The sequence below is a fragment of the Amycolatopsis sp. NPDC004625 genome (genome assembly GCF_040609695.1).
In the GTDB taxonomy this organism is placed as follows: domain Bacteria; phylum Actinomycetota; class Actinomycetes; order Mycobacteriales; family Pseudonocardiaceae; genus Amycolatopsis.
On the sequence record NZ_JBEXKX010000001.1, the window covers coordinates 21374 to 46718 of the forward strand.

At 71.5% G+C, this 25345-nt stretch carries 23 protein-coding genes; 11 read left to right on the forward strand and 12 right to left on the reverse strand.

Annotated elements, in window-relative coordinates; genetic code table 11:
* Together ABZW17_RS00090 and ABZW17_RS00095 are read left to right on the forward strand one after the other, a co-directional pair.
* Positions 1-414, forward strand: a complete 414-nt coding sequence (locus tag ABZW17_RS00090) for a hypothetical protein (protein ID WP_354808098.1) — start codon at positions 1-3, stop codon at positions 412-414.
* Between the two features lie 92 nt (positions 415-506).
* Positions 507-1841: a ribosomal protein L7/L12 gene (locus ABZW17_RS00095; RefSeq protein WP_354808099.1), complete on the forward strand. Its 1335-nt coding sequence runs from the start codon at positions 507-509 to the stop codon at positions 1839-1841.
* A 47-nt stretch (positions 1842-1888) separates the two neighbouring features.
* On the opposite strand, the gene ABZW17_RS00100 is transcribed toward ABZW17_RS00095, so the two are convergent.
* On the reverse strand, positions 1889-4264 hold the full coding sequence (locus ABZW17_RS00100) for a Tex family protein (protein WP_354808100.1): 2376 nt from the start codon (positions 4262-4264) through the stop codon (positions 1889-1891).
* A 145-nt stretch (positions 4265-4409) separates the two neighbouring features.
* Here ABZW17_RS00100 and ABZW17_RS00105 point away from each other — a divergent pair, with 145 nt between their 5' ends.
* On the forward strand, positions 4410-5897 hold the full coding sequence (locus ABZW17_RS00105) for a glycosyl hydrolase family 18 protein (protein WP_354808101.1): 1488 nt from the start codon (positions 4410-4412) through the stop codon (positions 5895-5897).
* Positions 5898-5945: 48 nt separating this feature from the next.
* Here ABZW17_RS00105 and ABZW17_RS00110 read toward each other — a convergent pair whose 3' ends face one another.
* The 3 genes from ABZW17_RS00110 to ABZW17_RS00120 all read right to left on the reverse strand — a co-directional run bounded on the left by ABZW17_RS00110 (position 5946) and on the right by ABZW17_RS00120 (position 10231).
* Positions 5946-7598 (reverse strand): GMC family oxidoreductase, encoded by a 1653-nt coding sequence (locus tag ABZW17_RS00110; protein WP_354808102.1) that lies wholly within the window; start codon positions 7596-7598, stop codon positions 5946-5948.
* Entirely contained in the window at positions 7598-9061 is a 1464-nt protein-coding gene (locus ABZW17_RS00115) for an NAD(P)/FAD-dependent oxidoreductase (protein ID WP_354808103.1), read from the reverse strand. Before ABZW17_RS00115 ends, ABZW17_RS00110 begins: the two co-directional genes overlap by 1 nt.
* Positions 9062-9136: 75 nt before the next feature.
* Entirely contained in the window at positions 9137-10231 is a 1095-nt protein-coding gene (locus ABZW17_RS00120) for a winged helix DNA-binding domain-containing protein (RefSeq protein WP_354808104.1), read from the reverse strand.
* An 80-nt stretch (positions 10232-10311) separates the two neighbouring features.
* Here ABZW17_RS00120 and ABZW17_RS00125 point away from each other — a divergent pair, with 80 nt between their 5' ends.
* Positions 10312-11382 (forward strand): AraC family transcriptional regulator, encoded by a 1071-nt coding sequence (locus tag ABZW17_RS00125; RefSeq protein WP_354808105.1) that lies wholly within the window; start codon positions 10312-10314, stop codon positions 11380-11382.
* Here the strand turns inward: ABZW17_RS00125 and ABZW17_RS00130 are convergent.
* The gene (locus tag ABZW17_RS00130; protein ID WP_354808106.1) at positions 11288-11959 is read right to left on the reverse strand and encodes a helix-turn-helix domain-containing protein; all 672 of its coding nucleotides are present in this window, start codon (positions 11957-11959) and stop codon (positions 11288-11290) included. The two genes, ABZW17_RS00125 and ABZW17_RS00130, sit on opposite strands and share 95 nt — an antisense overlap.
* 193 nt (positions 11960-12152) lie before the next feature.
* Between ABZW17_RS00130 and ABZW17_RS00135 the strand changes: the two genes are divergently transcribed.
* A complete protein-coding gene (locus ABZW17_RS00135; RefSeq protein WP_354808107.1) occupies positions 12153-12464 on the forward strand; it encodes a hypothetical protein in 312 nt (103 codons plus the stop codon).
* A 42-nt stretch (positions 12465-12506) separates the two neighbouring features.
* On the opposite strand, the gene ABZW17_RS00140 is transcribed toward ABZW17_RS00135, so the two are convergent.
* From ABZW17_RS00140 to paaI, 3 genes are read right to left on the reverse strand one after another with little or no spacing between them, the layout of a single operon-like run.
* A complete protein-coding gene (locus tag ABZW17_RS00140; RefSeq protein WP_354808108.1) occupies positions 12507-13100 on the reverse strand; it encodes a TetR/AcrR family transcriptional regulator in 594 nt (197 codons plus the stop codon).
* A complete protein-coding gene (paaK, locus tag ABZW17_RS00145) occupies positions 13097-14374 on the reverse strand; it encodes a phenylacetate--CoA ligase PaaK (RefSeq protein WP_354808109.1) in 1278 nt (425 codons plus the stop codon). The genes ABZW17_RS00140 and paaK overlap by 4 nt, the downstream gene beginning before the upstream one ends.
* Positions 14371-14787: a hydroxyphenylacetyl-CoA thioesterase PaaI gene (paaI, locus tag ABZW17_RS00150; RefSeq protein WP_354808110.1), complete on the reverse strand. Its 417-nt coding sequence runs from the start codon at positions 14785-14787 to the stop codon at positions 14371-14373. Before paaI ends, paaK begins: the two co-directional genes overlap by 4 nt.
* 166 nt (positions 14788-14953) lie before the next feature.
* Here paaI and paaZ point away from each other — a divergent pair, with 166 nt between their 5' ends.
* From paaZ to paaE, 6 genes are read left to right on the forward strand one after another with little or no spacing between them, the layout of a single operon-like run.
* A complete protein-coding gene (paaZ, locus tag ABZW17_RS00155; RefSeq protein WP_354808111.1) occupies positions 14954-16984 on the forward strand; it encodes a phenylacetic acid degradation bifunctional protein PaaZ in 2031 nt (676 codons plus the stop codon).
* Positions 16981-17913 (forward strand): 1,2-phenylacetyl-CoA epoxidase subunit PaaA, encoded by a 933-nt coding sequence (gene paaA / locus ABZW17_RS00160; RefSeq protein WP_354808112.1) that lies wholly within the window; start codon positions 16981-16983, stop codon positions 17911-17913. The genes paaZ and paaA overlap by 4 nt, the downstream gene beginning before the upstream one ends.
* Positions 17914-17951: 38 nt before the next feature.
* Positions 17952-18266 carry a 1,2-phenylacetyl-CoA epoxidase subunit PaaB gene (gene paaB / locus ABZW17_RS00165; RefSeq protein ID WP_354808595.1) on the forward strand — a complete coding sequence of 105 codons (315 nt, stop codon included), beginning with the start codon at positions 17952-17954 and terminating at the stop codon, positions 18264-18266.
* Positions 18263-19120, forward strand: a complete 858-nt coding sequence (gene paaC, locus ABZW17_RS00170) for a 1,2-phenylacetyl-CoA epoxidase subunit PaaC (protein ID WP_354808113.1) — start codon at positions 18263-18265, stop codon at positions 19118-19120. Before paaB ends, paaC begins: the two co-directional genes overlap by 4 nt.
* On the forward strand, positions 19114-19602 hold the full coding sequence (paaD, locus tag ABZW17_RS00175) for a 1,2-phenylacetyl-CoA epoxidase subunit PaaD (protein ID WP_354808114.1): 489 nt from the start codon (positions 19114-19116) through the stop codon (positions 19600-19602). Before paaC ends, paaD begins: the two co-directional genes overlap by 7 nt.
* Position 19603: 1 nt before the next feature.
* Positions 19604-20656 carry a 1,2-phenylacetyl-CoA epoxidase subunit PaaE gene (gene paaE / locus ABZW17_RS00180; RefSeq protein WP_354808115.1) on the forward strand — a complete coding sequence of 351 codons (1053 nt, stop codon included), beginning with the start codon at positions 19604-19606 and terminating at the stop codon, positions 20654-20656.
* Between the two features lies 1 nt (position 20657).
* Here paaE and ABZW17_RS00185 read toward each other — a convergent pair whose 3' ends face one another.
* The 4 genes from ABZW17_RS00185 to ABZW17_RS00200 form a co-directional block, all read right to left on the reverse strand.
* Positions 20658-22322 (reverse strand): toll/interleukin-1 receptor domain-containing protein, encoded by a 1665-nt coding sequence (locus tag ABZW17_RS00185; protein WP_354808116.1) that lies wholly within the window; start codon positions 22320-22322, stop codon positions 20658-20660.
* Positions 22323-22408: 86 nt separating this feature from the next.
* A complete protein-coding gene (locus tag ABZW17_RS00190) occupies positions 22409-23521 on the reverse strand; it encodes an adenylate/guanylate cyclase domain-containing protein (RefSeq protein WP_354808117.1) in 1113 nt (370 codons plus the stop codon).
* A 1-nt stretch (position 23522) separates the two neighbouring features.
* Entirely contained in the window at positions 23523-23975 is a 453-nt protein-coding gene (locus ABZW17_RS00195; RefSeq protein ID WP_354808118.1) for a universal stress protein, read from the reverse strand.
* A 93-nt stretch (positions 23976-24068) separates the two neighbouring features.
* Positions 24069-25286: a chromosome segregation protein gene (locus tag ABZW17_RS00200; RefSeq protein ID WP_354808119.1), complete on the reverse strand. Its 1218-nt coding sequence runs from the start codon at positions 25284-25286 to the stop codon at positions 24069-24071.
* Between the last annotated feature and the right edge of the window lie 59 nt (positions 25287-25345).

The window sequence follows — 25345 nt, forward strand, 5'->3', positions numbered from 1 at the left end:
GTGCTGACTTTCCGTGCGGGTTTCGTCGTGCTGGCGGTCGTCGTCGCGGCGCTCGACGCGGGGTTCTGGATCTTCGGCCGCGGCCCCCACCCGATGACGGCGCGGATCGGCTTCCTGGTGGCGTTCGTGCTGCTCCTGGCCCTGCTGGCGGCGGCCGCGGGCGTGGTGCGCTGGGAAGTGGCGGCGCCCCTGGGCGCGGCCTCGACAGCGGGCCTGCTGTCCGTCGGCGCGGCGGCGATCTTCAGCGTCGGCCTGGGCTTCGTGTTGACGGCGGTGGTGGAGGCGGCCCTGGTCCGGCGGCTGGTGCTGGAGGCGTCCCCGGCGGGCTGGCGCGGCGGGATGTGGCTGATCAGCACGGCGGCCGCCGTGGTGCCGGTGGTGCTGTTCGCCGTGGGGTTGTTCGCGCTGCGGTGAGGCGGGCCACCCTCCTCGGACGTAACGCCCCGCCTGCCCCGGCGCGACTCAACTGCGACAGGTGATCACCGCGGACGAGCACGAGGTTCGGCATGGGTTTCTCCATCAAGCTTGCTCCCGGCGTGCGGATCCGCGCGTCCAGCCGAGGTTTGCGGGCGAGCGTCGGGCCGCGGGTCGCGAGAGTGCACGTCGGCGGCGGACGCGCGGGCTTCTCGAGCGGTGCCGGGCCCGTGGGGTTCTACACCTCGCTCGGCGGCAGCAGGCGGGCACCGGCTCGCCGGTCGTCGACCGGGACCTCTTCCCGGTCACTCGCCGCTGCGGTCAAGGCTCAACAGGCCGAGGAGCTCGCTGCCGCGCTTCAGGCCATCCTCTCGTTGCACCGCTCGGACTTCGCGGCCGCGGAACCGCCTCGGGCACCGGACCCGGAGCCGCCGGACGAGCGGGCGATCGCCGATCGGCACCGGAAGGCCCGGCTGTCGGGCCTGGGTCTCTTCGCCCGGCAGGCTCGCGCGCAGGCAAAGGCCGAAGCCGACCGCGCCGCCCAGGCCGAGCTCGCCGAACTGCGGGCGAGCAACCGACGAGCTCACGACCGGTGGCAGGCAGAACTGGATGCGCTGTGGCGGCGACTGAACGAGAACGATGCGGACGTCGTCTTGGGCACGCTGGCGGAAGCGTTCGAAGACAACGAGGCGGCCGCCGCGCCGATCGGCGTGGACGGCGACGAGGCGTCGGTCGTGGTGGCCGTACCCGGTTCGTCGGCCATCCCCGAGCGGCGTCCGACGACGACGGCGGCCGGGAACCTGTCGCTGAAGAAGCTGACCAAACGCGAGCTGGCCGACTTCTACAAGGTTCTGGTCTGCGGATATGTTCTCGCCACCGTCAAGGAGGCGTTCGCGGTCGCGCCCGCGCTGCAGTGGGTGCGCATCGTCGCGGTGCGCAGCGCGGGACTCGACGCGTATGGGCGGAGCCGTACCGAAGTGGTCCTCGGTGCCCGGTTCTCTCGCGAAGCGCTCGTCGGCGTGCGGTGGGACACGGCCGACGCTGTCACGGTGGTCAACGACACCCATGACCAGCTGCAGGTGAGGTTCACCGGGCCGAGCCGGGAAATCACCCCACTGGAACTGGCGGGAGAGCCGGATCTCGCTGCCGTCGTCGCCGCCGTCGATCTGGACGAGCTCCACGGGCAAAACGGATCGATCGCATCCGGAGGACAGTTCGACGTCGTGCTCGCGGAGGCCGGACCGAGGAAGATCCAGGTGATCAAGCTCGTTCGCGAGTCCCTTGCCGGCCTCGGGCTGAAGGAAGCGAAGGACCTGGTCGAGTCTTTGCCGAGGACCCTCATGCAGAACGTGGGCCGGGAACAGGCGGAAGCGGTCAGGGTGAAGCTGGAAAGGGCCGGCGCTCGCGTGGTGGTTACCGCCAGCTGAGCGCGAAGGCCGCGTCCGGAGCCCGGGCGCGGCCTTCGACGCCAGTCCTACTTCTTGCCGAAGCCGGCCCGCCGGAGCGCGTCCGCCATCGATCCGCTCGCCGCGGTGTTCCCGCCGCGGTCCCGGCCGCCGCCGCTGCCGCCGCGACGGTCGCCGCCGCCGGCGCCGCCGCGGCGCTGACCGCCGCCGCCCTGGCCGCGGTCACGGCGCTCGCCGCCGCCGCGGTTGCCCGAGCTCGCGCCGGGCTCGTCGTCCAGGCGCAGCGTCAGGGAGATGCGCTTGCGGGGCACGTCCACCTCGAGGACCTTCACCTTCACGATGTCCCCGGGCTTCACCACCTCGCGCGGGTCCTTCACGAAGTTCTTCGACAGGGCCGAAACGTGGGCCAGGCCGTCCTGGTGCACGCCCACGTCGATGAACGCGCCGAACGCCGCCACGTTCGTCACCACGCCCTCCAGGCGCATGCCCGGCTTGAGGTCGGAGATCTTGTCCACGCCCTCGGCGAACGTCGCCGTCTTGAACGCCGGGCGGGGGTCGCGGCCCGGCTTGTCCAGCTCCGACAGGATGTCCGTCACCGTCGGGAGGCCGAACTGCTCGTCCACGAACTCGGCCGGCTTCAGCGACGACAGCGTCCGGGTGTTGCCGATCAGCGCGCGGATGTCGGTGCCGGTCGACGACAGGATCCGGCGGACCACCGGGTACGCCTCCGGGTGCACCGCCGAAGAGTCGAGCGGGTCGTCGCCGTCCGGGATGCGGAGGAAGCCCGCGCACTGCTCGAACGCCTTCGGGCCGAGCCGCGCGACCTCCTTCAGCGCCGTCCGGGAGCGGAACGGGCCGTTCGTGTCGCGGTGCGAGACGATGTTCTCCGCCAGGCCCGTCGTGATGCCCGAGACCCGGGTGAGCAGCGGCGCCGACGCCGTGTTGACGTCCACGCCGACCGCGTTCACGCAGTCCTCGACCACCGCGTCGAGCGAGCGCGACAGCGAAACCTCGGACAGGTCGTGCTGGTACTGCCCGACGCCGATCGACTTCGGGTCGATCTTCACCAGCTCGGCCAGGGGGTCCTGCAGCCGGCGCGCGATCGAGACCGCGCCGCGCAGCGAGACGTCCATGTTCGGCAGTTCCTGCGAAGCGAACGCCGACGCCGAGTACACCGAAGCGCCCGCCTCGGAGACCACGGCCTTCGTCAGCTTCAGCTCCGGGTGCTTCTTGATCAGCTCCTGGGCGAGCTTGTCCGTCTCGCGCGACGCCGTCCCGTTGCCGATCGAGATCAGGTCCACCTTGTGCCGCGCGGCCAGGGCCGCGAGCTCGGCGATCGACTGGTCCCACTTGTTCGCCGGCTGGTGCGGGTAGATGACGTGGGTGTCGACGACCTTGCCGGTCGCGTCCACGACGGCCACCTTCACGCCGGTCCGGAAGCCCGGGTCGAGGCCCATGGTGGCGCGGGTGCCGGCCGGCGCGGCCAGCAGCAGGTCGCGCAGGTTGGCGGCGAACACGCGGACGGCGTCGTCCTCGGCGGCCTGGCGCAGCCGCATCCGCAGGTCGATGCCCAGGTGCAGGAGGATCTTGGTGCGCCACGCCCAGCGCACGGTGTCGCCGAGCCACTTGTCGCCCGGCCGCCCCTGCTGGGCGACGCCGAACTTCGCGGCGATGCGCTGCTCGTACTCGGTCGGCCCGACCTGCGGCTCGTCGGTGGGCTCGTCCGGCGACATCGTGAGGTCGAGGACCTCCTCCTTCTCGCCGCGCAGCATCGCGAGGATCCGGTGCGAGGGGAGCTTGGTGTAGGGCTCGGAGAAGTCGAAGTAGTCGGAGAACTTCGCGCCCTCCTCCTCCTTGCCGGACCGGACCTTGGCGACCAGGTGGCCCTGGCCCCACATCTTCTCCCGCAGGTCGCCGATGAGGTCGGCGTCCTCGGCGAAGCGCTCGACGAGGATCGCGCGGGCGCCGTCGAGGGCGGCCTGCGTGTCCGCGACGCCCTTGTCGGCGTCGACGAACACCGCCGCGGCCGCCTGCGGGTCGGTCGCCGGGTCGTTCAGCAGGCCGTCGGCCAGCGGCTCGAGGCCGGCTTCGCGCGCGATCATGGCCTTGGTGCGGCGCTTCGGCTTGTAGGGGAGGTAGATGTCCTCCAGCCGCGACTTCGTGTCCGCGGCGAGGATCGACGCCTCGAGGGCGTCGTCGAGCTTGCCCTGGCTGCGGATGGACTCGAGCACGGCGAGCCGGCGCTCGTCGAGTTCCCGCAGGTAGCGCAGCCGCTCTTCGAGCGTGCGCAGCTGCGCGTCGTCGAGCATGCCGGTGACTTCCTTGCGGTAGCGGGCGATGAACGGCACGGTCGACCCGCCGTCGAGCAGCTCGACGGCGGCCTTGACCTGTCCTTCGCGCACGCCCAGTTCTTCGGCGATCTTCTGCTCGACCGACACGCTCACTGCAACACGCTCCTGCTTCGCCTGGATCCGATCGTCACATTCTGCCGTTTCGGGCCCCCCGACTTTCGGATGGGGTTCCTTGACAATCAGATTGGTCTAGTCCATTTTGTGGTGACCTGCCTCACCAGTGTCGTGGAGGTCGCCCGTGGTCCCCAAGGTCCGCTTCGCCCTGCTTTCCCTACTTTCCGTGGTCGCGTTGTGCCTCGGCGTGACTTTCGTGCTCGCCGGCAGCGCTTCGGCGGCCAACATCCTGGCCAACCCCGGCTTCGAAGCCGGCACCACCGGCTGGACGTGCACCTCCGCGCCGGCCGTCGTCAGCACCCCGGTGCACGGCGGCAGCAAGGCCCTGAACGTGACGCCGACGTCGTCGGACAACGGCCAGTGTTCGCAGACGCTGAGCGTCTCGGCGAACACGGCGTACAAGCTGTCGGCCTGGGTCCAGGGCAGCTACGTCTACCTCGGCGTCTCCGGTTCGGCGACGACCAGCACGTGGACGCCCGGCACCAGCGGCTACCAGCAGCTGTCGCTGAGCTTCACGACCGGCTCGAGCACGTCGCTGACGGTGTACCTGCACGGCTGGTACGGCCAGCCGGCGTACTACGCCGACGACGTCAGCCTCGACGGCCCGGGCACCCCGCCCACCACCACGCCGACGACGCCGACCACCCCGACGACGCCCCCGACCACCACCACCACCACCACGCCGCCGACGACCACGACCACGACGCCGCCGACCCAGGGTGACCTGCCGAAGCACGTCCTGACGGGCTACTGGCAGAACTTCTACAACGGCGCCAAGGCGCTGAAGCTGGCCGACGTCCCGACGAAGTACAACATCATCGCGGTGTCGTTCGCGGACGCCACCGGGACGCCGGGCGCGGTGAGCTTCACGCTCGACTCCGGCCTGTCGTCGCAGCTCGGCGGCTACACGGACGCGCAGTTCAAGGCCGACATCAGGACGGTCCAGGCGCGCGGCCAGAAGGTGATCATCTCGGTCGGCGGCCAGAACGGCACGATCAGCGTCAGCGATTCGAGCTCGGCGAACAACTTCGCGAACAGCATCAAGTCGCTGATCGCGAACTACGGCTTCGACGGCGTCGACATCGACCTGGAGAACGGCATCAACGCCACGTACATGGGCCAGGCGCTGCGCAGCATCTACAACGGCGGCGGCAAGGTCATCACGATGGCGCCGCAGACGATCGACATGCAGTCCACCCAGGGTGGCTACTTCCAGCTGGCGCTGGGCATCAAGGACATCCTGACGATCGTCAACATGCAGTACTACAACTCCGGCTCGATGAACGGCTGCAACGGCAACGTGTACTCGCAGGGCACGGTCGACTTCCTGACGGCACTGGCCTGCATCCAGCTGCAGGGTGGCCTCCGCGCGGACCAGGTCGGCCTCGGCCTCCCGGCGTCCCCGCAGGCGGCGGGCGGCGGCTACCAGGCCCCGGCCAACACGGTGTCGGCACTGAACTGCCTGGCCCGGGGAACGTCGTGCGGCTCGTTCAAGCCGTCGACGACCTACCCGTCGATCCGCGGCGCGATGACGTGGTCGATCAACTGGGACGCGTCGCAGGGGTACGCGTTCGCCAACACGGTGTCGGCCGGGCTCGCGGGCCTGCCGTAACCGTGCGTTGAACGGCCCTCCCGGACGGCGCGGTCCGGGAGGGCTGTTTCACGCCAGGGGCAGCCGAAGGGCACCCGGTGCTTCCGACGGGACCACCGGGTTCTTCGGCGCCACCGCCGCCACCCGCCGGTACTCCGCACCCAGCGACGGCCGCGGATCCGCCTCGCCGGCGTTCGGCCAGAACGCCATCGCCCGCTCCGCCTGGGCCGTGATCGTCAACGACGGGTTCACCCCCAGGTTCGCCGAGATCGCCGACCCGTCCACCACGTGCAGTCCCGGGTACCCGTACAACCGCTGGTACGGGTCCACCACGCCGGTCTCGGGAGAGTCCCCGATCGCGCAGCCGCCGATGAAGTGGCCCGTGATCGGGATGTTCGCCAGGTCCGTCCACGCGCCCTGGGGCAGGCCGCCGATCTTCGACGCCACCCGGCGCGTCACCTCGTGGCCCGGGGGGATCCACGACGGCGACGGCGCTCCCGCGCCCTGGCGCGTGGTCATGCGCCGGCCGAAGAGGCCGCGTTTCGTGTACGTCGTCACCGAATTGTCCAGCGTCTGCATCACCAGCAGGCCGATCATCCGCTCCGACCAGCGGCGCGGGTTGTGGATCCGCAGCAGGTCGCGGCGGGCGCGCCACAGCTCGCGCACGCCCAGCGCCCAGCGGCGGCGGCCGGGCTCGCCGTCCACCAGCACCGTCGCCAGCAGGCCCATCAGGTTGCTGCCGCGCCCGTACCGCACCGGCTCCACGTGCGTCACCGCGTCCGGGTGGATCGACGACGTGATCGCGACGCCGCGCGAGTAGTCCGTGTCCGCCCGCAACGACCGGGCCGCCAGGACCGCCTCCGAATTCGTGCGGGCCAGGAGGCCGAGCCGGGGCGACAGGGCAGGCAGAGTTCCGGTGTCCCGCATCCGGTGCAGCAGTCGCTGGGTGCCCAGGGCGGCCGCGGAAAACACCACCTGCGACGCCGTGAACGTCCTCCGGGAAAGCCCGCCGGTGCGCCGCGTCTGCACCGCGTACCCGCCGGAGATCGGCCGGACGGACATCGCGGTCGTCAAGGGGTGCACCACCGCGCCCGCCCGCTCGGCCAGGTACAGGTAGTTCTTGACCGTCGTGTTCTTCGCCCCGACCCGGCAGCCGGTCATGCACTCGCCGCACAGGGTGCAGGAGGAGCGCAACGGGCCCGCGCCGCCGAAGAACGGGTCCACTCCGGACTGTCCGAAGTAGACGCCGACCGGGGTGCGGCGGTACGTGTGGCCGACGCCCATGTCGTCGGCGACGTCCTTCAGGACCCGGTCCGCCGCCGTCGTCGCCGGGTTCTCGACCACGCCGAGCATCCGCTTCGCCTGGTCGTAGTACGGCGCCAGCTCGACCTTCCAGTCCGTGATGTGCGCCCACTGCGGGTCGGCGTAGAACCCGTCCGGCGGCTCGTACAGCGTGTTCGCGTACACCAGCGAACCCCCGCCGACGCCGGAACCGCTCATCACGAACGTGTTCTTCAGCAGCGTCAGCCGCTGGATGCCGAAGCAGCCCAGCGCCGGCGCCCACAGGTACTTGCGCAGCCGCCACGACGTCTTCGCGAACTCGTCGTCGGCGAAGCGGCGGCCGGTCTCCAGCACGCCGACGCGGTAGCCCTTCTCGGTCAGCCGCAGCGCCGTGACGCTGCCGCCGAACCCGGAGCCGATCACCAGGACGTCGTAGTCCATCACGCCACCACCCGGTAGTCCGCGACGTCGAGCCGCCGCGTCCGCCGGTCGTACTCGGTGACCAGGCCCGGCCAGTTGGTCGTCACCCGGCCGTCGGCCTGGCGGTACCAGCTGGTGCAGGCGCTCCACACGCTGTGGCCCAGCCGCCGCTGCACCTCCCGGTCGTACCGCTGCTCGACCTCGGGCCGGACGTCCAGGTAGGACACCCCGGGCCGCGCGAGCTGCTCCACCGCCTGCCGGACGTACCGCGCCTGGCGCTCGATCATGTAGATGATGGACCCGGCGCCGAGGTTCGTGTTGGGCCCGTAGACGCAGAACAGGTTCGGGAAGCCGGGCACGGTGATGCCCAGGTACGCCCGCGCGCCGCCCGACCACTCCTCCTGCAGCGACCGCCCGCCGAGGCCGCGCACGTCCATCCGGTGGAGGAACTCCGTCGCGGCGAACCCGGTGCCGTAGATCAGCACGTCCGCCTCGAGTTCCGTGCCGTCCTCGACCCGCACGCCCTTTTCGGTGATCTCGCGGATCCGCCGCGTCTCGACGTCGACGTCCGGCTGCGCCAGCGCGGGCAGGTACTCGTTGGTGAACAGGATCCGCTTGCAGCCCAGGGGATAGGACGGCGTCAGCTTCGCGCGCAGCTCCCGGTCCTTGATGTGCCGCCGGCGCAGCTGCGCGGTCCGCAGCTCGAACATCTTCGCCAGCACGGGGTGGCGCGTCATGGCGTAGGTGGCGTACTCGGCGAGCAGGAAGATCCGCAGCCGGCCGAGCAGCTGCGTGGGCGGCACGTGTTCGAACAGCCAGTGCTGCCACCGCCGGTAGCTCGGATCGGACTTCGCCATGACGTACGGCGGGGTGCGCTGGAAGACGGTGACGTGCTGGGCGCGTTTCCGCAGCTCGGGCACGAACTGCACGGCACTGGCCCCGGTCCCGATCACGGCGACGCGCTTCCCGGTCAGGTCGACGCCGTGGTCCCACCGCGCGGAGTGGAACGCGTCGCCGGCGAAGCTCTCGCGGTTCGGGATGTCCGGCAGCACCGGCCGCGACAGCTGCCCGACGGCGGGCACGAAGACGTTCGCCTCGAAGGTTTCGCCGCCCTTCGTCTCGACCCGCCAGAGGTTCCGCGTTTCGTCGAACGCGGCCCCGGTGACCTCGGTCCGGTACCGGATGTGCGGGTCCAGGCCGTACTTGGTGATGACCCGCCGCAGGTAGGCGAGGATGTCCGGCTGGTGCGAGAACCGCTTCGGCCAGCGCGGGTTCGGCTCGTAGGAGAAGGAGTACAGCGGCGAGGGGATGTCGCAGGCCGCGCCCGGGTAGGTGTTGTCCCGCCAGACCCCGCCGGGCTCGGCGGCGCTCTCCAGGATCGTGAAGTCGGTGAACCCCGCGCGCTTCAGCTCGATGGCCGTCCCGATGCCGCCGAATCCGGTGCCCACGATCAGCACCGATGGCCCCTTCGCCGCACTGCTCATGCGGGAAAAGCTACGCACCGGACGCCTGTGACAACAGGCCACGAGCGGTCACACAATCGAGAATTCCGGCCAGCCTCAAGCCGGCGCGTGCACGCGCACCTCGTGCGTCGCCGACCCCGGCTCGGCCCACCGCACCAGTTCTCCCGCCGACTTCTCCAGCGCCGCCGCATCCCGCTTCCGCAGCTTCTCGAACGGCGACAGCTCGATCACCGCCGCCTTCCGCGACGCCTGGATCTCCCAAAGGCCGCACACCTGCCCGTCGACCAGCAGCGTGCCCTTGACCAGGCCGTTCTGCGTGATCACCCGCTTGCGGTAGGCGTCCGAGACGACTCGCGCCCGGTTCGCGTACGAAAGGATCGTCTGGTCGAACGGCCCCAGCAGCCGCGGCGGCGCCGGGACGTCCTCGGGCGGCACCGTCAGCTCCGGCAGGTCCAGCAGCTCGCGGCCGTCGTCGTCGCGGTAGCGCCGCAGGTCCATCGACGCGGCCACCTCGCCCAGGCGGGTGATGCCCGCCCACGTCTGGACGTCCGCCACCGTGGCCGGGCCGAACGCGCGCAGGTACCGCGCGATCAGCGAAGCGGGCGAAGGCGGCGGCAGGGGAGCGCCCACCCACTCGTCCAGGCACGCGTACGTCGTCTGGCCGGCCTTGCCCCAGATCGCCCGCGGCGGGGTCTGCACCAGCGGCAGCCGGCCCCGGGCCAGGTGCGTCAGGGAGGACGGCGGGACGTCCCAGGTCTTCGCCAGCTCGGCACCCAGCGCCGTGCTCGACCACGCCGACGCCGTCAGCAGCTCGCGGGCGGCCGAGGCGACCGCGTCGTGGTCGAGGCCGGCCAGCGCCCGCGCGTGCAGGGTGTTCGTCTTCAGGTCGCGGTCGTAGAGCGGCTGCACCACCGGCCGCCACGCCAGCGCGTCCGCCGCCGTCACCAGGTGGACCGTGCCGCGCATCAGCGCGATCCGGACCACGCGGCGGCTCTCCAGCAGCTCCGCCAGCTCCGCGGGCCGGAACCCCGCCAACCGCGTCCACAGTCCGAAGTACGGCGGGAACGGCGCCTGCGCCTGGAGCCCGGCCAGGTGCTCGACGGCGTCGAAAGCCGACAGCTTCGCCCGGCTCAGCAGCAGCTGGCGGTCCAGGGTCGCGCGGTTCAGCGCGCGCCGGCTCAAGGTCTCCACGTCGTCACCCTAACGATCACCCCGGACAGTTCCGGTCCTCGATTGGACACCTTCTCCGCCGGTGATCCATGATTCCGGCCATGGCCGAGCTCGCCGCGCCCGCCGTCGGGGACTGGGACTTCCCGCGCGGCACCGCGAGCATCGAGCTGATGACCCGCTTCGCCGCCGCACGCGGCCTGCCGGCCGGGAAACTCCTGGCCGCGACCACGCTCACCCCGGAACACCTCGCCGACCCGGCCGTCCAGGTCGACGCGCGCCAGGAGCTGGCCGTCGTGCGGGCGCTGGCCGCCCTGGACGGTTCGGACGCGGCCGCGCTGGAGCTCGGGCGCCGCTACCGCGTCACCACCTTCGGCATCTTCGGGTTCGCCTGCATCAGCAGCCCGACCCTGCGCGACGCGATGCTGCTCGCGCTGCGCTACTTCGACCTGAGCTTCGCGTTCTGCATCCCGCACGTCGTCCTCGGCGGCGACCGCCTGACGCTGGAGCTCGACGACAGCCGCGTGCCCGCCGACGTCGCCCGCTTCCTCGTGCTGCGCGACCTGGCCGCGATCTTCGCGGTCATGCGCGACCTGCTGCCCGAGATCGCGCTGGAGGACCTGACCTTCCGGCACGAGCCGGTCACGCCGGAGCCGTACCTGGCCGCGTTCGGCGTGCGGCCGCGGTTCGGGGCGGACGCCTGCCGCGCCACGCTCGACCCGGCGCTGCTGATCCGGCCCCTGCCGCAGGCGAACGAGCAGACCGTCGCCCTGTGCGCCGCGCAGTGCGAAGCGCTCGTCGAACGCCGACGGCAGCGTTCGGGCATCTCGCAGCAGGTGCGGGAACGGCTGGTCCGGCTCGGCGGCGTCGACGCCGGGATGGACGAGATCGCCCGCCAGCTGACGCTCAGCACGCGCACCCTGCGCCGCCGCCTGACCGAAGCCGGCACGAGCTACCGCGCCTTGGTCGACGAGGTCCGCCAGACGCTCGCCGAAGAGCTCCTGGACACCGGCGTGCTGTCGGTCGAGGACGTCGCCTACCGCCTCGGGTACGCCGAGGCGTCGAGCTTCATCCACGCGTTCAAGCGCTGGACCGGGATGACGCCGGCGGCGTTCGCCCGTCGCTACCGCGCCGCTCGGCAAGCACCGCCGGGTAGGTCAGCTTCAGCAGGTTGAGCAGCGATTCGGTGAGGAAGGTGCGCAGGGCGGCGCGGTCGAGCGCGCCGCGGATCAGCCACTCCCGCGACGCCGCGCGCAGCATCCCGCCGAACGACCGGATCATCGCGCGCAGCTCTTCGCGGCCTTCGGTCACGCCGGTCATCAGCGCGGCCTCCAGGACCCGGTCGGCGGCGACCTCGTCGGCCTCGCGCATGATCCGCTCGATCTCGGGGTCGCGCCCGGCCGCCTCGGGGCCGATCACGGTCAGCCACGCGTCGCGGTTGCGGTCCACGACCTCGATCCACCGCTCGACGCCGATCGCCAGCCGCTGCTCCATCGTGGTGTCCGGCAGCGCTTCGGTGACCGGCGCGGGCACGATCATCAGCTGCCGCACCACTTCCAGGTACAGCTCGCGCTTCCCGCCGAAGTAGTGGTTGATGAGCGGGCGTGCCACCCCGGCCGCCTCGGCGATGTCCGAAGTGGACACCGACGCGTAGCTGCCCGCCCCGAACAGGTGCCGGGCGGCGGCGAGGATCTCGGCCCGCCGCTCGGCCGGTTCGAGCCGGCGGCGCCGGGGCCGGGTCCCACTCGTCATCCGCTCAGCCTCGCCGGGGATCGGCATGCTGTCAACAAATAGTTGACCCGACGTCAAAAGAGTGACTCCGGTGGCGGGCGGGCGGTGTTTCGGGCCAACCTTTGTCGTTACGCAACCGGAACAACCCGCCGGTAACTTCCCGGCACCCGGATGCGACGAGACGGCAGGGGCCCGCGACCGGGGGTAGGAGCAGATGAACGAAGAAGACGCGCCGATCCGGCCGGCCGGACGCTGGGTCAGCGTCCGCCTGCAGCATCGCCACGTCAGCTTCGACGACGGCTTCGAAGCCGAAGAACCCCTGCCCGACGGCGACTGCGCGGACGAAGAGTCCCTGTCGTACTCGGGGATCGTGATCACCAGCTACGACCACGGCGAGAAGGTGTCGGAGCGCTGGATCCCGCTGGGCGTCGACCCGTCCGAAGCGGACGACGAGCGGCTCATCGGCCAGCTGCGCGAGGCCCTGCTGTGGCAGGCGGGCCGCCCGCCCCAGACCGCCGAGGACTAAGCCCTCGTGAGTGAGAAACAGTGTTAGAACACTGTTTCTCACTCACGACCCCGTGCGCAGGCCCTCGAAGGCCACTTTGCACACCGCGTCCGCGACCTCCGCCGCCGACGAACCCCGGCGTGGCCGGTACCACTCGATCAGCGAGTTCACCATGCCGAACACCAGCCGGGCGGTCACCGCCGGGTCGACGTCCGGGCGGATGTCGCCCTCCGCCGCCGCCTGCTTCACCAGGTCCGTCACCAGGCGGTCGAACTCGCGCCGCCGGGCCAGGGCCGTGCGTTCCACCTTCGTGTTGCCCCGCACGCGCAGCAGCAGCGTCACGAACGGGAGCCGGTCCGCCAGCACCAGGACGCTGCCGCGCACCAGGTGCTCCAGCCGGTCGATCGCGCGCCCGTCCAGCTGGTCGGTCGACGCGGCCACCTCGAACAGCCCGTCCAGGGCCCGGTCGACCGCCAGCCGCAGCAGTTCCTCCTTGCTGGGCACGTGGTGGTAGATCGCCGACTTCGTGATGCCGAGCTTGCGGGAGAGGTCCTCCATGCTCGTGCCGTCGTAGCCGCGCTCGTTGAACAGCTTCACCGCCACCTGCAGCAGCGATTCGAGGTCGTAGCCGGGCCGGCCGCGCCGCGGCGTCGTCACGGCCGCTCCCGCTGGTCGACGATCCGCCGCATCTTGCCCATCGACCGCTCCAGGGTGTCCGGGTCGACGACGTCCACCGACACCGTCACCCCGACACCGTCCTTCACCTGCGAAACCAGCGAGGCCGCCGCCTCCGAACGAGCCGCCGGAGAGGCGTCGTGGCGCGCCTCCACCCGCACGGTCAGGTGGTCGAGCCGGCCGCGCGTGGACCGGACGAGCTGGAAGTGCGGGCTCAGCGCCGGCGTGCGCAGCACGATCTCCTCGATCTGCGTCGGGAAGACGTTGACCCCGCGCAGGATGATCAGGTCGTCGGTGCGCCCGGTGACCTTGGCCATCCGCCGGAACGCCGGCCGCGCGGTGCCCGGCGACAACGCCGTCAGGTCGCGGGTGCGGTAGCGGATGATCGGCAGCGCCTGCTTGGTCAGCGACGTGAACACCAGTTCACCCGTCTCGCCGCCGCCCAGGACGTCCTCGGAGTACGGGTCGATCACCTCGGGGTAGAAGTGGTCCTCCCAGATGTGCAGGCCGTCCTTCGTCTCGACGCACTCCTGCGCGACGCCTGGGCCCATCACCTCCGACAGCCCGTAGATGTCGACGGCGTCGATCGCGAACCGCTCCTCGATCTCGGCGCGCATCTGCTCGGTCCACGGCTCGGCGCCGAAGATGCCCACCTTCAGCGAACTGGCCTTCGGGTCGACGCCCTGCCGCTCGAACTCGTCGAGCAGCGTCAGCATGTACGACGGCGTCACCATGATGATCTCGGGCTGGAAGTCGGTGATCAGCTGCACCTGCCGCGCGGTCATGCCGCCGGAGGCCGGGATCACCGTGCAGCCCAGCTTCTCCGCGCCGTAGTGCGCGCCGAGCCCGCCGGTGAACAGGCCGTAGCCGTAGGCGACGTGCACCTTGTGCCCCGGACGGCCGCCGGCCGCGTGGATCGAGCGGGCCATCACCGTCGCCCAGGTGTCGATGTCCTGCTCGGTGTACCCGACGACGGTGGCCTTGCCGGTGGTGCCGCTGGAGGCGTGGATGCGCCGGACCTGGTCCTGCGGCACGGCGAACATCCCGAACGGGTAGTTCTCGCGCAGGTCCTGCTTGGTGGTGAACGGGAACTTGGCCAGGTCGGCCAGTTCCTTGCAGTCGTCCGGGTGGACGCCGGCCGCGTCGAACTTGCGCGTGTAGGCGGGCACGTTCGCGTAGGCGTGCCGGAGTGTCCACTGCAGACGTTCCAGCTGGAGGGTGGCCAGCTCGCCGGCGCCGATGTCCGTCTCGATCATGGTCGGTCCCGTTTCGCGGAGATGGCGCGGCTGCGGCCGCGGAATTCGGCGACGACCTCGGGCCCGGCGGGGGTCTCCCGGTGCACCGTGACGTCGTAGATGCCGTTGCGGCCGTAGCGGGTGCGCTCGGTGGCCGTCGCGACGAGGTGGTCGCCGAGCCGGCCGGCGGCGACGAAGGAGATCTCCGCACCCGCGGCGACCGTCACCGGGCCGTGGGTGTTGCAGGCGCAGGCGAACGCCGTGTCGGCGAGGAGGAAGACGTACCCGCCGTGCGCGATGTCGTGGCCGTTGACCATCGCGCGGGTGATCGTCATGGTCGCCACGGCGTGGCCGTCGCGTGCTTCGACGAGTTCGATGCCCAGCGCGCGGGAGGCCTCGTCGGCGGCGAACATGGTGTGCGCGGCGTTGGTCATCTGCCCTCCGTCCCCACTGACCGAATGGACGGTCACCTCGCGGTGCCGCCCAGTAAAGGCAGTGGTCCGGGCCGGTGTCAAGCGTCGCCCCCTTCCGATCTTCGGGCGCGACGGCTACCATGCGATTAACTGAACGTCCGGTAGGTAATTCGGCGAGAGGGACCTGATGGCATTGCTGCGCAGCTACGTCTCCGGGAGCTGGCACACCGCGGCGGACGAGGGCGTCCCGCTGCACGACGCGGCCACCGGCGAGGAGGTCGCCCGGATCTCGTCGAAGGGTGTCGACTTCGCGGCCGCCCTGGAGTACGGCCGCCGGGTGGGCGGCCCGGCCCTGCGCGAACTGACGTTCCACCAGCGTGCGGCGCTGCTGAAGGCCCTGGCCTCGCACCTGCGCGAGCACCGCGAGGAGTTGTACGCCCTCTCCGCGCGCACCGGCGCCACCCTCGGTGACTCGAAGTTCGACATCGACGGCGGCATCGGCGTCCTGTTCAGCTACGGCTCCAAGGGCAAGCGCGAGCTGCCGAACGACACCGTCTACGTCGAGGGCGCGGTGGAGCCGCTCTCCCGCGGCGGCACGTTCGTCGCGCAGCACATCGCGACCCCGCTGCGGGGCGTCGCCGTCCAGATCAACGCGTTCAACTTCCCGGTGTGGGGGCCGCTGGAGAAGTTCGCGCCCGCGTTCCTGGCCGGGGTCCCGAGCCTGGTCAAGCCGGCCAGCTCGACGGCGTACCTGACCGCGCGGCTGGTCGAGCTGATCATCGAGGCCGGCATCCTGCCGGAGGGCTCGCTCCAGTTCGTCGCCGGCAGCGTCGGCGATCTGCTCGACCACGTCACCGCGCAGGACCTGGTGTCGTTCACCGGCTCGGCGTCGACGGCCCAGAAGCTGCGGACCCACTCGGCGATCGTGCGCAACGCGGTCCGGTTCAACGCCGAGGCCGACTCGCTGAACTGCTCGATCCTCGGCCCGGACGCGGTCAAGGGCACGACCGAGTTCGACCTGTTCGTCAAGCAGCTGACCACCGAGATGACGGTCAAGGCGGGCCAGAAGTGCACCGCCATCCGCCGCGCGTTCGTCCCGGCCTCGCTGCTGGACGACGTCGCTGAGGCAGCCTCGGCCCGGCTGGCGAAGGTGACGGTCGGCAACCCGGCGGCCGAGGGCGTCCGGATGGGTGCGCTGGCCAGCCTGGAGCAGCGCGAGGAGGTCCGGCGGTCGCTGAAGGCGCTGCTGGACGCCGGCAGCGTCGTGTTCGGCGACCCGGAAAACGTCTCTGTGGTCGACGCCGACGCCGAGCGCGGCGCGTTCATCTCGCCGGTGCTGCTCAAGGCCGACCCGGAACGCTCCGAGCCGCACGAGGTCGAGGCGTTCGGCCCGGTCTCGACGCTGATGCCGTACACGTCCACCGAGCAGGTCGTCGACTTCGCCGCGCGCGGCGGCGGCAGCCTGGCCGGGTCCGTGGTCAGCGCGGACCAGGAGTTCGTGCGCGAGGTCGTGCTCGGCGCGGCGCCGTTCCACGGCCGCCTGCTGGTGCTGGACGCCGAGGACGCGAAGGAGTCCACCGGGCACGGCTCGCCGATGCCGCAGCTGGTCCACGGCGGCCCGGGCCGCGCGGGCGGCGGCGAAGAGATGGGCGGCATCCGGGGCGTGCTGCACCACATGCAGCGCACCGCCGTGCAGGGCTCGCCCGCCGTGCTTTCCGCGGTCACCGGCCGCTGGGTGACCGGCGCCCCGCGCACCGAGGGCGACGTCCACCCGTTCCGGAAGTCCCTGGCCGAGCTGCGCATCGGCGACTCGGTCGTCGCCGGGCCGCGGGTCGTTTCGCAGGCCGACGTCGACCACTTCGCCGAGTTCACCGGCGACACGTTCTACGCGCACACCGACCCCGAGGCGGCGGCCGCCAACCCGCTGTTCGGCGGGATCGTCGCGCACGGCTACCTGGTCGTCTCCTTCGCCGCGGGGCTGTTCGTCTCGCCCGAGCCGGGCCCCGTGCTGGCCAACTACGGCCTGGAGAACCTGCGGTTCCTGACCCCGGTCAAGGTCGGCGACTCGCTGACGGTGACGTTGACCGCGAAGCAGATCACCCCGCGGATCGACCAGGAGTACGGCGAGGTCCGCTGGGACGCCGACGTCACCAACGCCGAGGGCGAGTCGGTGGCCAAGTACGACGTCCTGACGCTGGTTTCGAAGGAGCAGCCGTGACGGCCACTGTTTCGCTGGAAGGACACTTCGAGCACACCATCGAGCGCGACCAGCGCATCGAGCCGCGCGACTGGGTGCCCGAGGGCTACCGCAAGACGATGATCCGGCAGATCGCGCAGCACGCGCACTCGGAGATCATCGGCATGCAGCCCGAGGGCAACTGGATCACGCGCGCGCCGTCGCTGCGGCGCAAGGCGATCCTGCTGGCCAAGGTCCAGGACGAGGCCGGCCACGGGCTCTACCTGTACTCGGCCGCGGCGACGCTGGGCGCCGACCGCGCCGACCTGACCGACAAGCTGATCACCGGCCGGCAGAAGTACTCGTCGATCTTCAACTACCCGACGCTGACCTTCGCCGACGTCGGCGTGATCGGCTGGCTGGTCGACGGCGCGGCGATCTGCAACCAGGTGCCGCTGTGCCGGTCGTCGTACGGGCCGTACGCGCGGGCGATGATCCGGATCTGCAAGGAGGAGTCCTTCCACCAGCGGCAGGGCTACGAGCTGCTGATGACGATGATGAAGGGCACCCAGCAGCAGCGGGACATGGTCCAGGAAGCCGTGGACCGCTGGTGGTGGCCGTCACTGATGATGTTCGGCCCGCCGGACGCCGACTCGCCGAACACCGCGCAGTCGATGGCGTGGAAGGTCAAGCGCCACACCAACGACGAGCTGCGGCAGCGGTTCGTGGACATGTCGGTGCCGCAGGCCGAGGCCCTCGGCGTCACCTTCCCGGACCCCGACCTGAAGTGGAACGCCGAACGCGGGCACCACGACTTCGGCGCGGTCGACTGGGACGAGTTCAAGAACGTCCTGAAGGGCAACGGCCCGTGCAACGCGCAGCGGATCGCGCACCGGCGTCGCGCGCACGAAGACGGCGCGTGGGTGCGGGAAGCCGCCGTCGCCCACGCCTCGAAGAAGGAGCGCAAGTGACCGACCTGACCGCCGAGGGCGGCCACGGAGCCGTCCCGCTGGAGGGCGTCCCCGCCGCGCCGGGCCCGCTCAAGCACGACTGGCCGCTGTACGAGGTGTTCGTCCGCGGCAAGCGCGGCCTCAACCACGTGCACGTCGGGTCGCTGCACGCGGCCGACGACCAGATGGCGCTGCACCACGCGCGTGACCTCTACACCCGCCGCAACGAAGGCGTGTCCATCTGGGTCGTGCGGGCGGCGGACATCACGGCGTCGTCGCCGGACGAGAAGGACCCGTTCTTCGCACCCAGCGGCGACAAGGTCTACCGGCACCCGACGTTCTACGAAATCCCCGAGGAGGTGCCGCACATATGAGCTTCGACAACGTCTACGAGTCGCTGACCGAGGAGAACGACGCCCGCTGGGCGTTCGGCACCGGCTTCGAGGACCCGCTGTCCGGGGTGGACACCTCGGTTCCGTCCGGTGTGGACGGTGCGGCGCTCGCCGCGTACGGCCTGATGCTGGGCGACGACGCGCTGATCTTCTCCCACCGGCTGCAGGAGTGGTGCACCAACGCCCCCGAGCTGGAGGACGAGGTCGCCATCGCGAACATCGCCCTGGACCTGCTGGGCCAGGCGCGCCTGCTGCTGGCGCGGGCCGGGAAGGCCGACGGCTCCGGCCGCTCGGAGGACTCCTACGCGTTCGAGCGCGCGGAGCACGAGTTCCGGCACGTCCGGCTCGCCGAGCTGGGCGGTGGCCACTTCGGGCACCTGATCGCGCGGCTGTTCGTGTTCTCGACCTGGCGGCTGGCGCTGTTCCAGCGGCTCGAGTCGTCGGTGGACCCGGTGCTGGCGGCCATCGCGGACAAGGGCGTCAAGGAACTGACCTACCACCGCGACTACGCGGCGCAGTGGCTCGTCCGCCTCGGCGACGGGACGCCGTTGTCGCACGAACGGATGCAGGAGGGGCTCGACGCGGTCTGGCCGTACGTGGGGGAGCTGTTCCGCACGCACCCGCTGGAGTTCGTGGACGCGGCCTCGCTGCGGCCGGAGTTCGACGCGGTCCTGGACCAGGCCCTGGCCGCGGCCACCTTGGTGCGGCCGTCGTCGGGCGAGCTGGCCGGCGTGTCGGGCCGGACGGGCCGCGACGGCGTCCACACCGAGTCCTTCGGCTACCTGCTGGCGGAGCTGCAGAGCGTCGCCCGGGCCATGCCGGACGCGAAGTGGTGACCGCCGCCGCCGTGGCCGCCACGGTCACCGACCCGGAGCTGCCGATGCTGACGCTGGCGGACCTGGGCGTGCTGCGGTCGGTGTCGGAGTCCGAGGGGCGGGTCGTCGTCGCGATCACGCCGACGTACACGGGCTGCCCGGCGATGGACACCATGCGCGACGACCTGGAGCACGCCCTGCTCACGGCGGGTTTCTCCGACGTCGAGATCCGGACGCAGCTGGCGCCGGCCTGGACGTCGGACTGGATTTCCCCGTCGGGGCGGGAAAAGCTGGCCGCGGCCGGTATCGCGCCGCCGGGTGCGGCGCCGCGGCGGTCGGGGCCGATCCCGTTGACGCTGTCGGCGCCGGTGTCGGCGGTCCGCTGTCCGTTGTGCGGGTCGGCGGACACCGAAGAGCAGTCCCGTTTCGGCGCGACGGCGTGCAAGGCGCTGCGGCGTTGCCGCGCGTGCCTGGAGCCGTTCGAGCACGTCAAGGAGATCTGAAGTGGCGCAGTTTCACTCGCTCAAGGTGGCGGGCGTCGAGCGGCTGTGCGACGACGCGGTCGCGGTGACGTTCGACGTGCCTGCGGATCTTTCGGCGGAGTTCGCCTTCAAGCCGGGTCAGTCCCTGACCCTGCGGCGGTCGATCGACGGCCGTGACGAGCGCCGCTCGTACTCGATCTGCGCCCCGGCGGGCGCCCCGCCGCGGGTGGGCGTCCGCCTCGTGCCGGACGGCTGCTTCTCGTCGTGGCTGGTCGGCGAGGTGCGCCCGGGTGACACGATCGAGGTGGCGCCCCCGACGGGCTCGTTCACGCCGGACCTGTCCGCGGGCGGTCACCACGTCCTGATCGCGGCGGGCTCGGGCATCACGCCGGTGCTGTCGATCGTGGCGTCCCTGCTGGACACCCCGGACGCGACGGTGACGGTGCTCTACGGCAACCGCCGCACGGACACGGTGATGTTCGCCGACGAGCTGGCGGACCTGAAGGACCGGGCGCCGTCGCGGCTGGAGCTGATCCACGTGCTCTCGCGCGAACCCCGCGAGGCGGAGCTGTTCAGCGGCCGCCTGGACGTCCCGAAGCTGCGCACGCTGTTCTCGACCCTGGTGCCGGTGCCGTCGGTGGACCACTGGTGGCTGTGCGGCCCGTTCGAGATGGTGACGGGCGCGCAGGAGCTGCTGGCGTCCCTGGACGTGCCGCGCGCGCGGATCCACCAGGAGCTGTTCTACGTGGACACGCCCCCGGCCCCGGTGGAGCACCTCGACCCGGCGGTGGCGGGCGAGTCGTCGGAGGTGTCGGTGGTCCTGGACGGCCGGTCGACCCCGATGACGCTGCCGCGCTCGTCGTCGGTGCTCGACGGGGCGCAGAAGTTCCGCCCGGACCTGCCGTTCGCGTGCAAGGGCGGGGTGTGCGGGACGTGCCGCGCGAAGGTGACGGAGGGCAAGGTCGACCTGCGGCGCAACTTCGCGCTGGAGGAGGCGGAGGTCGAGGCGGGGTTCGTGCTGACGTGCCAGTCGTACCCGGTGTCGGACACCCTCACCGTGGACTTCGACGCCTGAGTCACACCAGGTCGGACTCGTCGGCGTCGGCGTAACCCCAGCCGCGGGCCAGGCGGGTCAGGGCTTTCGCGGCCCAGTGCCGCCGCTGCAGAAGGTCGAACCCGATCGGGGCGACCACGGTCACCGCCCCCTCGTCCCCCGGCTGCCCGTCGCCGAACGCGGACAGATCGAACGGGTCCGGCCACGGGCTGTACGTCTTGACGTGCAGTTCCACCGTCGGCGGAGCCAGCAGCGCGGCGGTCTCGGGGTCGGGTACGAGGACGCCGGGCACCGTGGTGGTCGCGGTGCCCCACGCGGCCGTCCACAGGTCCACGATCTCGGGCGCGGTGATCCGCGGGGTCGCCTCGACTTCGACGGAAACCGTGATCGCCGAGGACAGGGTGTTCGGAAGGATGAGGCGCACGGACGCCGGGCCGTCGATCCGGTCGTACCGGGCGTCACGTCCGGTCTGGCGACCGGCGCGCTCCCACGAGCCTGATGTGTGTGCGCTGATCTCGGCGTACGAGAGGGCCGCTTCAAGCCGCTCGCGAGTCCGCCGGGTGATCTCGAGGTCGTCGTCCAGCCGCAACGGCAGGGTCGCGATGGCGCGCACGGTCAAGGTCAAGGGGTTGGCCACCGGCAATTGGAAAGCTTCCCAGGCCTCCATGCTGAGCCGCGGTTGGGGCTGCCACCGCGGTTCGAGGTCACGGAGGAGGGTTCCCGCGCCCCAAGCTCCGCCGTCGAGGTCGACCACCCGGGCGGTGGCGTCGGCGGACTCGGTCGGGAAGCCGGTGCTGTCCGGGAAACCCGGCAAGGCCGAGAGGTCGTCCCAGACGGGACCGGCGACGGTCACCGCCTTCCTCCCGGCGAGGGCACACAGGACGGTGTCGTCGGCGAAGTGCTGGACGAAACCCGGTCCTTCCGCGAAGACCGGGCCGGTCGGATCGCCCAGCCCCGCGGCTCGGCAGGCGGCCTCGAAAGCTCGTTTCGTCCGCGGATCGGCACCTTCGCCGGGTCGGACGCCGGACGGCCCGGGAACCGTCATCGAGCCCACGCTGCCGACCTGGATCAGGAAGCCGCTGACGTCGTGGGCCTCGTTGTGCACGTGGGCGGGGTGCCGCCGTACCGGTGTGGACGGTGAAGCCTTCCGCGGCTTCAGATCCGGCTTGGCTCCCAGCGGCGGCTCGACGATCTCCGGCTGGTCGGTGAGCAGCCGCAGGAGCCGCTCCGCGCCTTCGAGCGTGAAGTCCGTCACCGGGTACACGTCCGATCCCAGGAAGTCCGGCACATCGTGCTCGCTCCGGCCGGGCAGGACGACGGGGACGACCCGGTGCAGCGTCCGCTGGTCGGCGAAGAACGCGTCGCGGATCAGCCGCGCTTCCCATTGGACGCTGCGCTCCTCGGACGCCTCACCGCGGCCCTCGGCATGCCGGCGGTACGCGGGCGAAGCGATCACCAGCACGTAGCCGGCTTCCCGAATCTGCTGCGTCCGCCACAGCGCCCAGTCCCGGCGCTGCGACGCCTCGGCCAGGTCGAGCCGGGCGTCGACCCCGTAGGACCGCAGCAACTCCCACAGCCGCAGCACGGACTCCTCGTGGGCCGGGTCGTCCTGCTCCTTGGCGTACGAAATGAACACCGCGGACGACCGCGCCGCCCCCTTGCCGGCTTCGGCGTAGTGCCCGGCCACGCGTACCTCCCACCGTCACGCGAAAGCCGAAAGTGTACCCACCGGGCGGGCTTCGTCGTGCGCGCTCGCCGGCCGGCCGAGCCCGTTCAGCGCAGGCGTCCCCGACGGCGGCGGCGTGGGCGCGGCTCTTCGCTCTCCGGGATCGCCGCGTCGGCGGCCGGGTCCGTGAGCCCCAGCATCTCCGCCGCCAGCTGCTGGGAACTCGCGAACATCCCCGTCGGCGCCTCCTGGGCGCGGCGCAGGGCCGCCGGGCGGAGGCGGTTGTAGCCGCGGACCGTCACCGGCCTGCGGACCCGCAGCTCGTACGCCGCCTCCTCCGCCAGCTCCGTCGCCAGTTCGCGGTCGACCAGGATCGTGCCCGGCCGGGCCACCGACGTCAGCCGGGCCGCCAGGTTGACCACCGAGCCGTAGACGTCGCCGAACCGCGACAGGATGCGGCCCGAGGCCATGCCCGCGCGGACCGCCGGCAGTGTCTCGTCCGCCGACGTGCGCTCGGTCAGCGTCAGGGCGATCTCCGCCGCGTCGACGGGGGAGTCCGCCACGAACAGGACCTCGTCGCCGATCATCTTCACCACGCGGCCGTGGTGCTCGGCGATCACTTCGGTCGCCAGCGTCTCGAACGCGTCGAGCACCCGGCTCAGCTCGTCCTCGCCGATCTGGCGCGTCAGGCGCGTGTAGCCGACCATGTCGACGAACCCGACCACCTCGGTGCGGGCCTCGACGTTGTCGCCCGCAGCCGCGAACGCCCGGCCCGCGTACGCCGCCAGGTGCCGCCGCCAGACGAAGTTCTGCACCCGCTCGAGCTCGGGCAGCAGCCGGTCGACCAGGCGGGTCACCTGGCGTTCGCTGCGGCCCAGCTCCGGCTGCTCCCGGATCAGCTCCCACAGCATGTCGACCTGCCACTCGGCCAGCCGCGACAGGTGCTGGCCGAGCGCGCGCGTCACCGGCACCTCGATGCTCGGGTCGATCAGCCCGGACTGCACCAGCTGGTCGGCGGTCCGCATGGCTTCGACGTCGGCATCGGTGAAGACCACCTCGTCGTCGCGCACGGTCGCGAAGCCCAGCGCGCGCCAGAGCCGGCGTGACCGTTCGTCGGGCACGCCGGCCTTCTCCGCCACCTCGAGCCGGGTGTACTTCCGCCTGCCGCCGAGCAGGACGCGTTCGAGCCGCTGCTGAAGCTCCTCGCTCGGATCGGTCACGTCAGGTCGTGTGGACGATCAGCACGTCCACGCCGGACTTGCGGGCCACCTCGGATGGCACCGAGCCCAGGATCCGGCCGGCGATCGTGTTCAGGCCGCGGTTGCCGACCACCAGCAGGTCGGCCTCGCGCTCCTTGACCACCTTGCGCAGCGAGTCGACCGGGTCGCCCTTGACCGCGACTGTGTCGATCTTCTCGGCCCCCGCGCGCGCGGCCCGGTCCCGGGCCGACTGCAGGGTGTCTTCGGCCGGCGCCGAGCCGACGACCTGGTACGCCTCGTCACCGAGGGCGTCCTGAGCCTTGTCGACGTCGGACTGGCTGGCCGGGTAGAACGCACACGCGATGACGAGCGTGGCGCCCGCGTCGCCGGCCACCGCCGCCGCGCGGTCCACCGCCGCGAACGAGGACTCCGAGCCGTCCGTGCCCACCACCACGGTCCGATATGCCGCACCCATGCGCAAAACCTCCAGGTGATCCCGCGTGAGCAGGGACGATAGCCGGTCGGTACCGACCGCGCAGGCTCGTCCGCGCCCGTGTCGGGTGGAAGGTTACTCGCCAGTCGGTTTCCGCGCTCCGCTCGGCCGGGGAGCCGGCTTGGGGGTGGGCTTCGCCGCGGGTTTGGCCCCGGGCCCGGTCGCGGCCTTCGGCTTCGGGACGTCGCTGGCGCGGATCCGGATCGTCTCCTCGACGTCGGGCACCCGGACCGTCTGCTCGGTCTCGTCGACGGCGTCCTGGGGCGGCGCCACGTCGGCCTTGACCTCGGCGGGCACCTTGACCTCGTCGCCGAGGACGGTGTGCGCCTCGGCCAGCACCGCCCGCGCCGCGCGCACCTGCTCGGCCAGCCCGCCGCGCACCTTGCGCAGCGCGTCGACCCGCTCGTTGGCCTGGGTGATCCGCCGGTTCGACTCCTCGGTGGCGGTCGTCACCCGGCGCCGCGCCTCGTCGGCGGCCTCGGCGAGCCGGGCGTTGGCCTCGGTGATCGAGTCCTGGCGGCGCTTGTTCGCCTCCGCCACCGACTCCCGCTGACGGCGGTCGATGTCGGCCTTCGCCGCCTTCTCCTCTTCGAGGACCTTCGCGCGGATGTCGGCGGCGTCCTGCGTCGCCTCCTGGACGCGCCGCGCGGCTTCGGCCTTGCTCGCCGCCTCCTGCTCGGCCAGCACCCGCATCGCCTCGGTGCGGCGCGAGGCCATCGCGATCTCGAAGTCCTCTTCGACCTTGGTGCGGCGCTCCTGCGACTCGGTGTCGAGCCGCTTGCGCTCCGCCTCGGCCTCGTCGGTGATCTTCTTGGCCTCCGCGCGCGCGTCCTCGAGGACCTTGCGGTGCTCGGCCTCCATCTCCTTGCGCCGCAGGTCGAGCTCGGTGAGCAGCTGCTCGTAGCGGGCGCGCATGGCGCTCGCGTCCGTCTCGGCCTTGGCCCGGATGTGCCCGGCCTCGGCTTCGGCGCGGGCCCGCGTGTCGGCGGACTCGTCCTGCGCCAGGCGCAGCATCCGCTGGAGGCGCTCGGACAGGCCTTCGACGCTCGTCGGCGGCTGGGCCAGCCGGTCGACCTGCCCGCGCAGGTCCGCGATCTCGCCGCGCGCGATCTCCAGCTGGCGGGCCAGGTCACCCGCCTGCGCGATGGCGGCGTCCCGATCCGCGGTGAGCATCTTGAGGTCGGCATCCAGCCGTTCGAGGTGCTCGTCGACCTGCGCTCGGCTGTACCCGCGCTTCGCCACGTCGAAGCCGGCTCCCAGCGGCACAAGCTCCCGTTCATCGCCAAGGCTCATGGGCCTACCGTAGTCGCAGGCCGGTCACGGAAGGGTGAGCACCCGTACCGTGCGCCGAA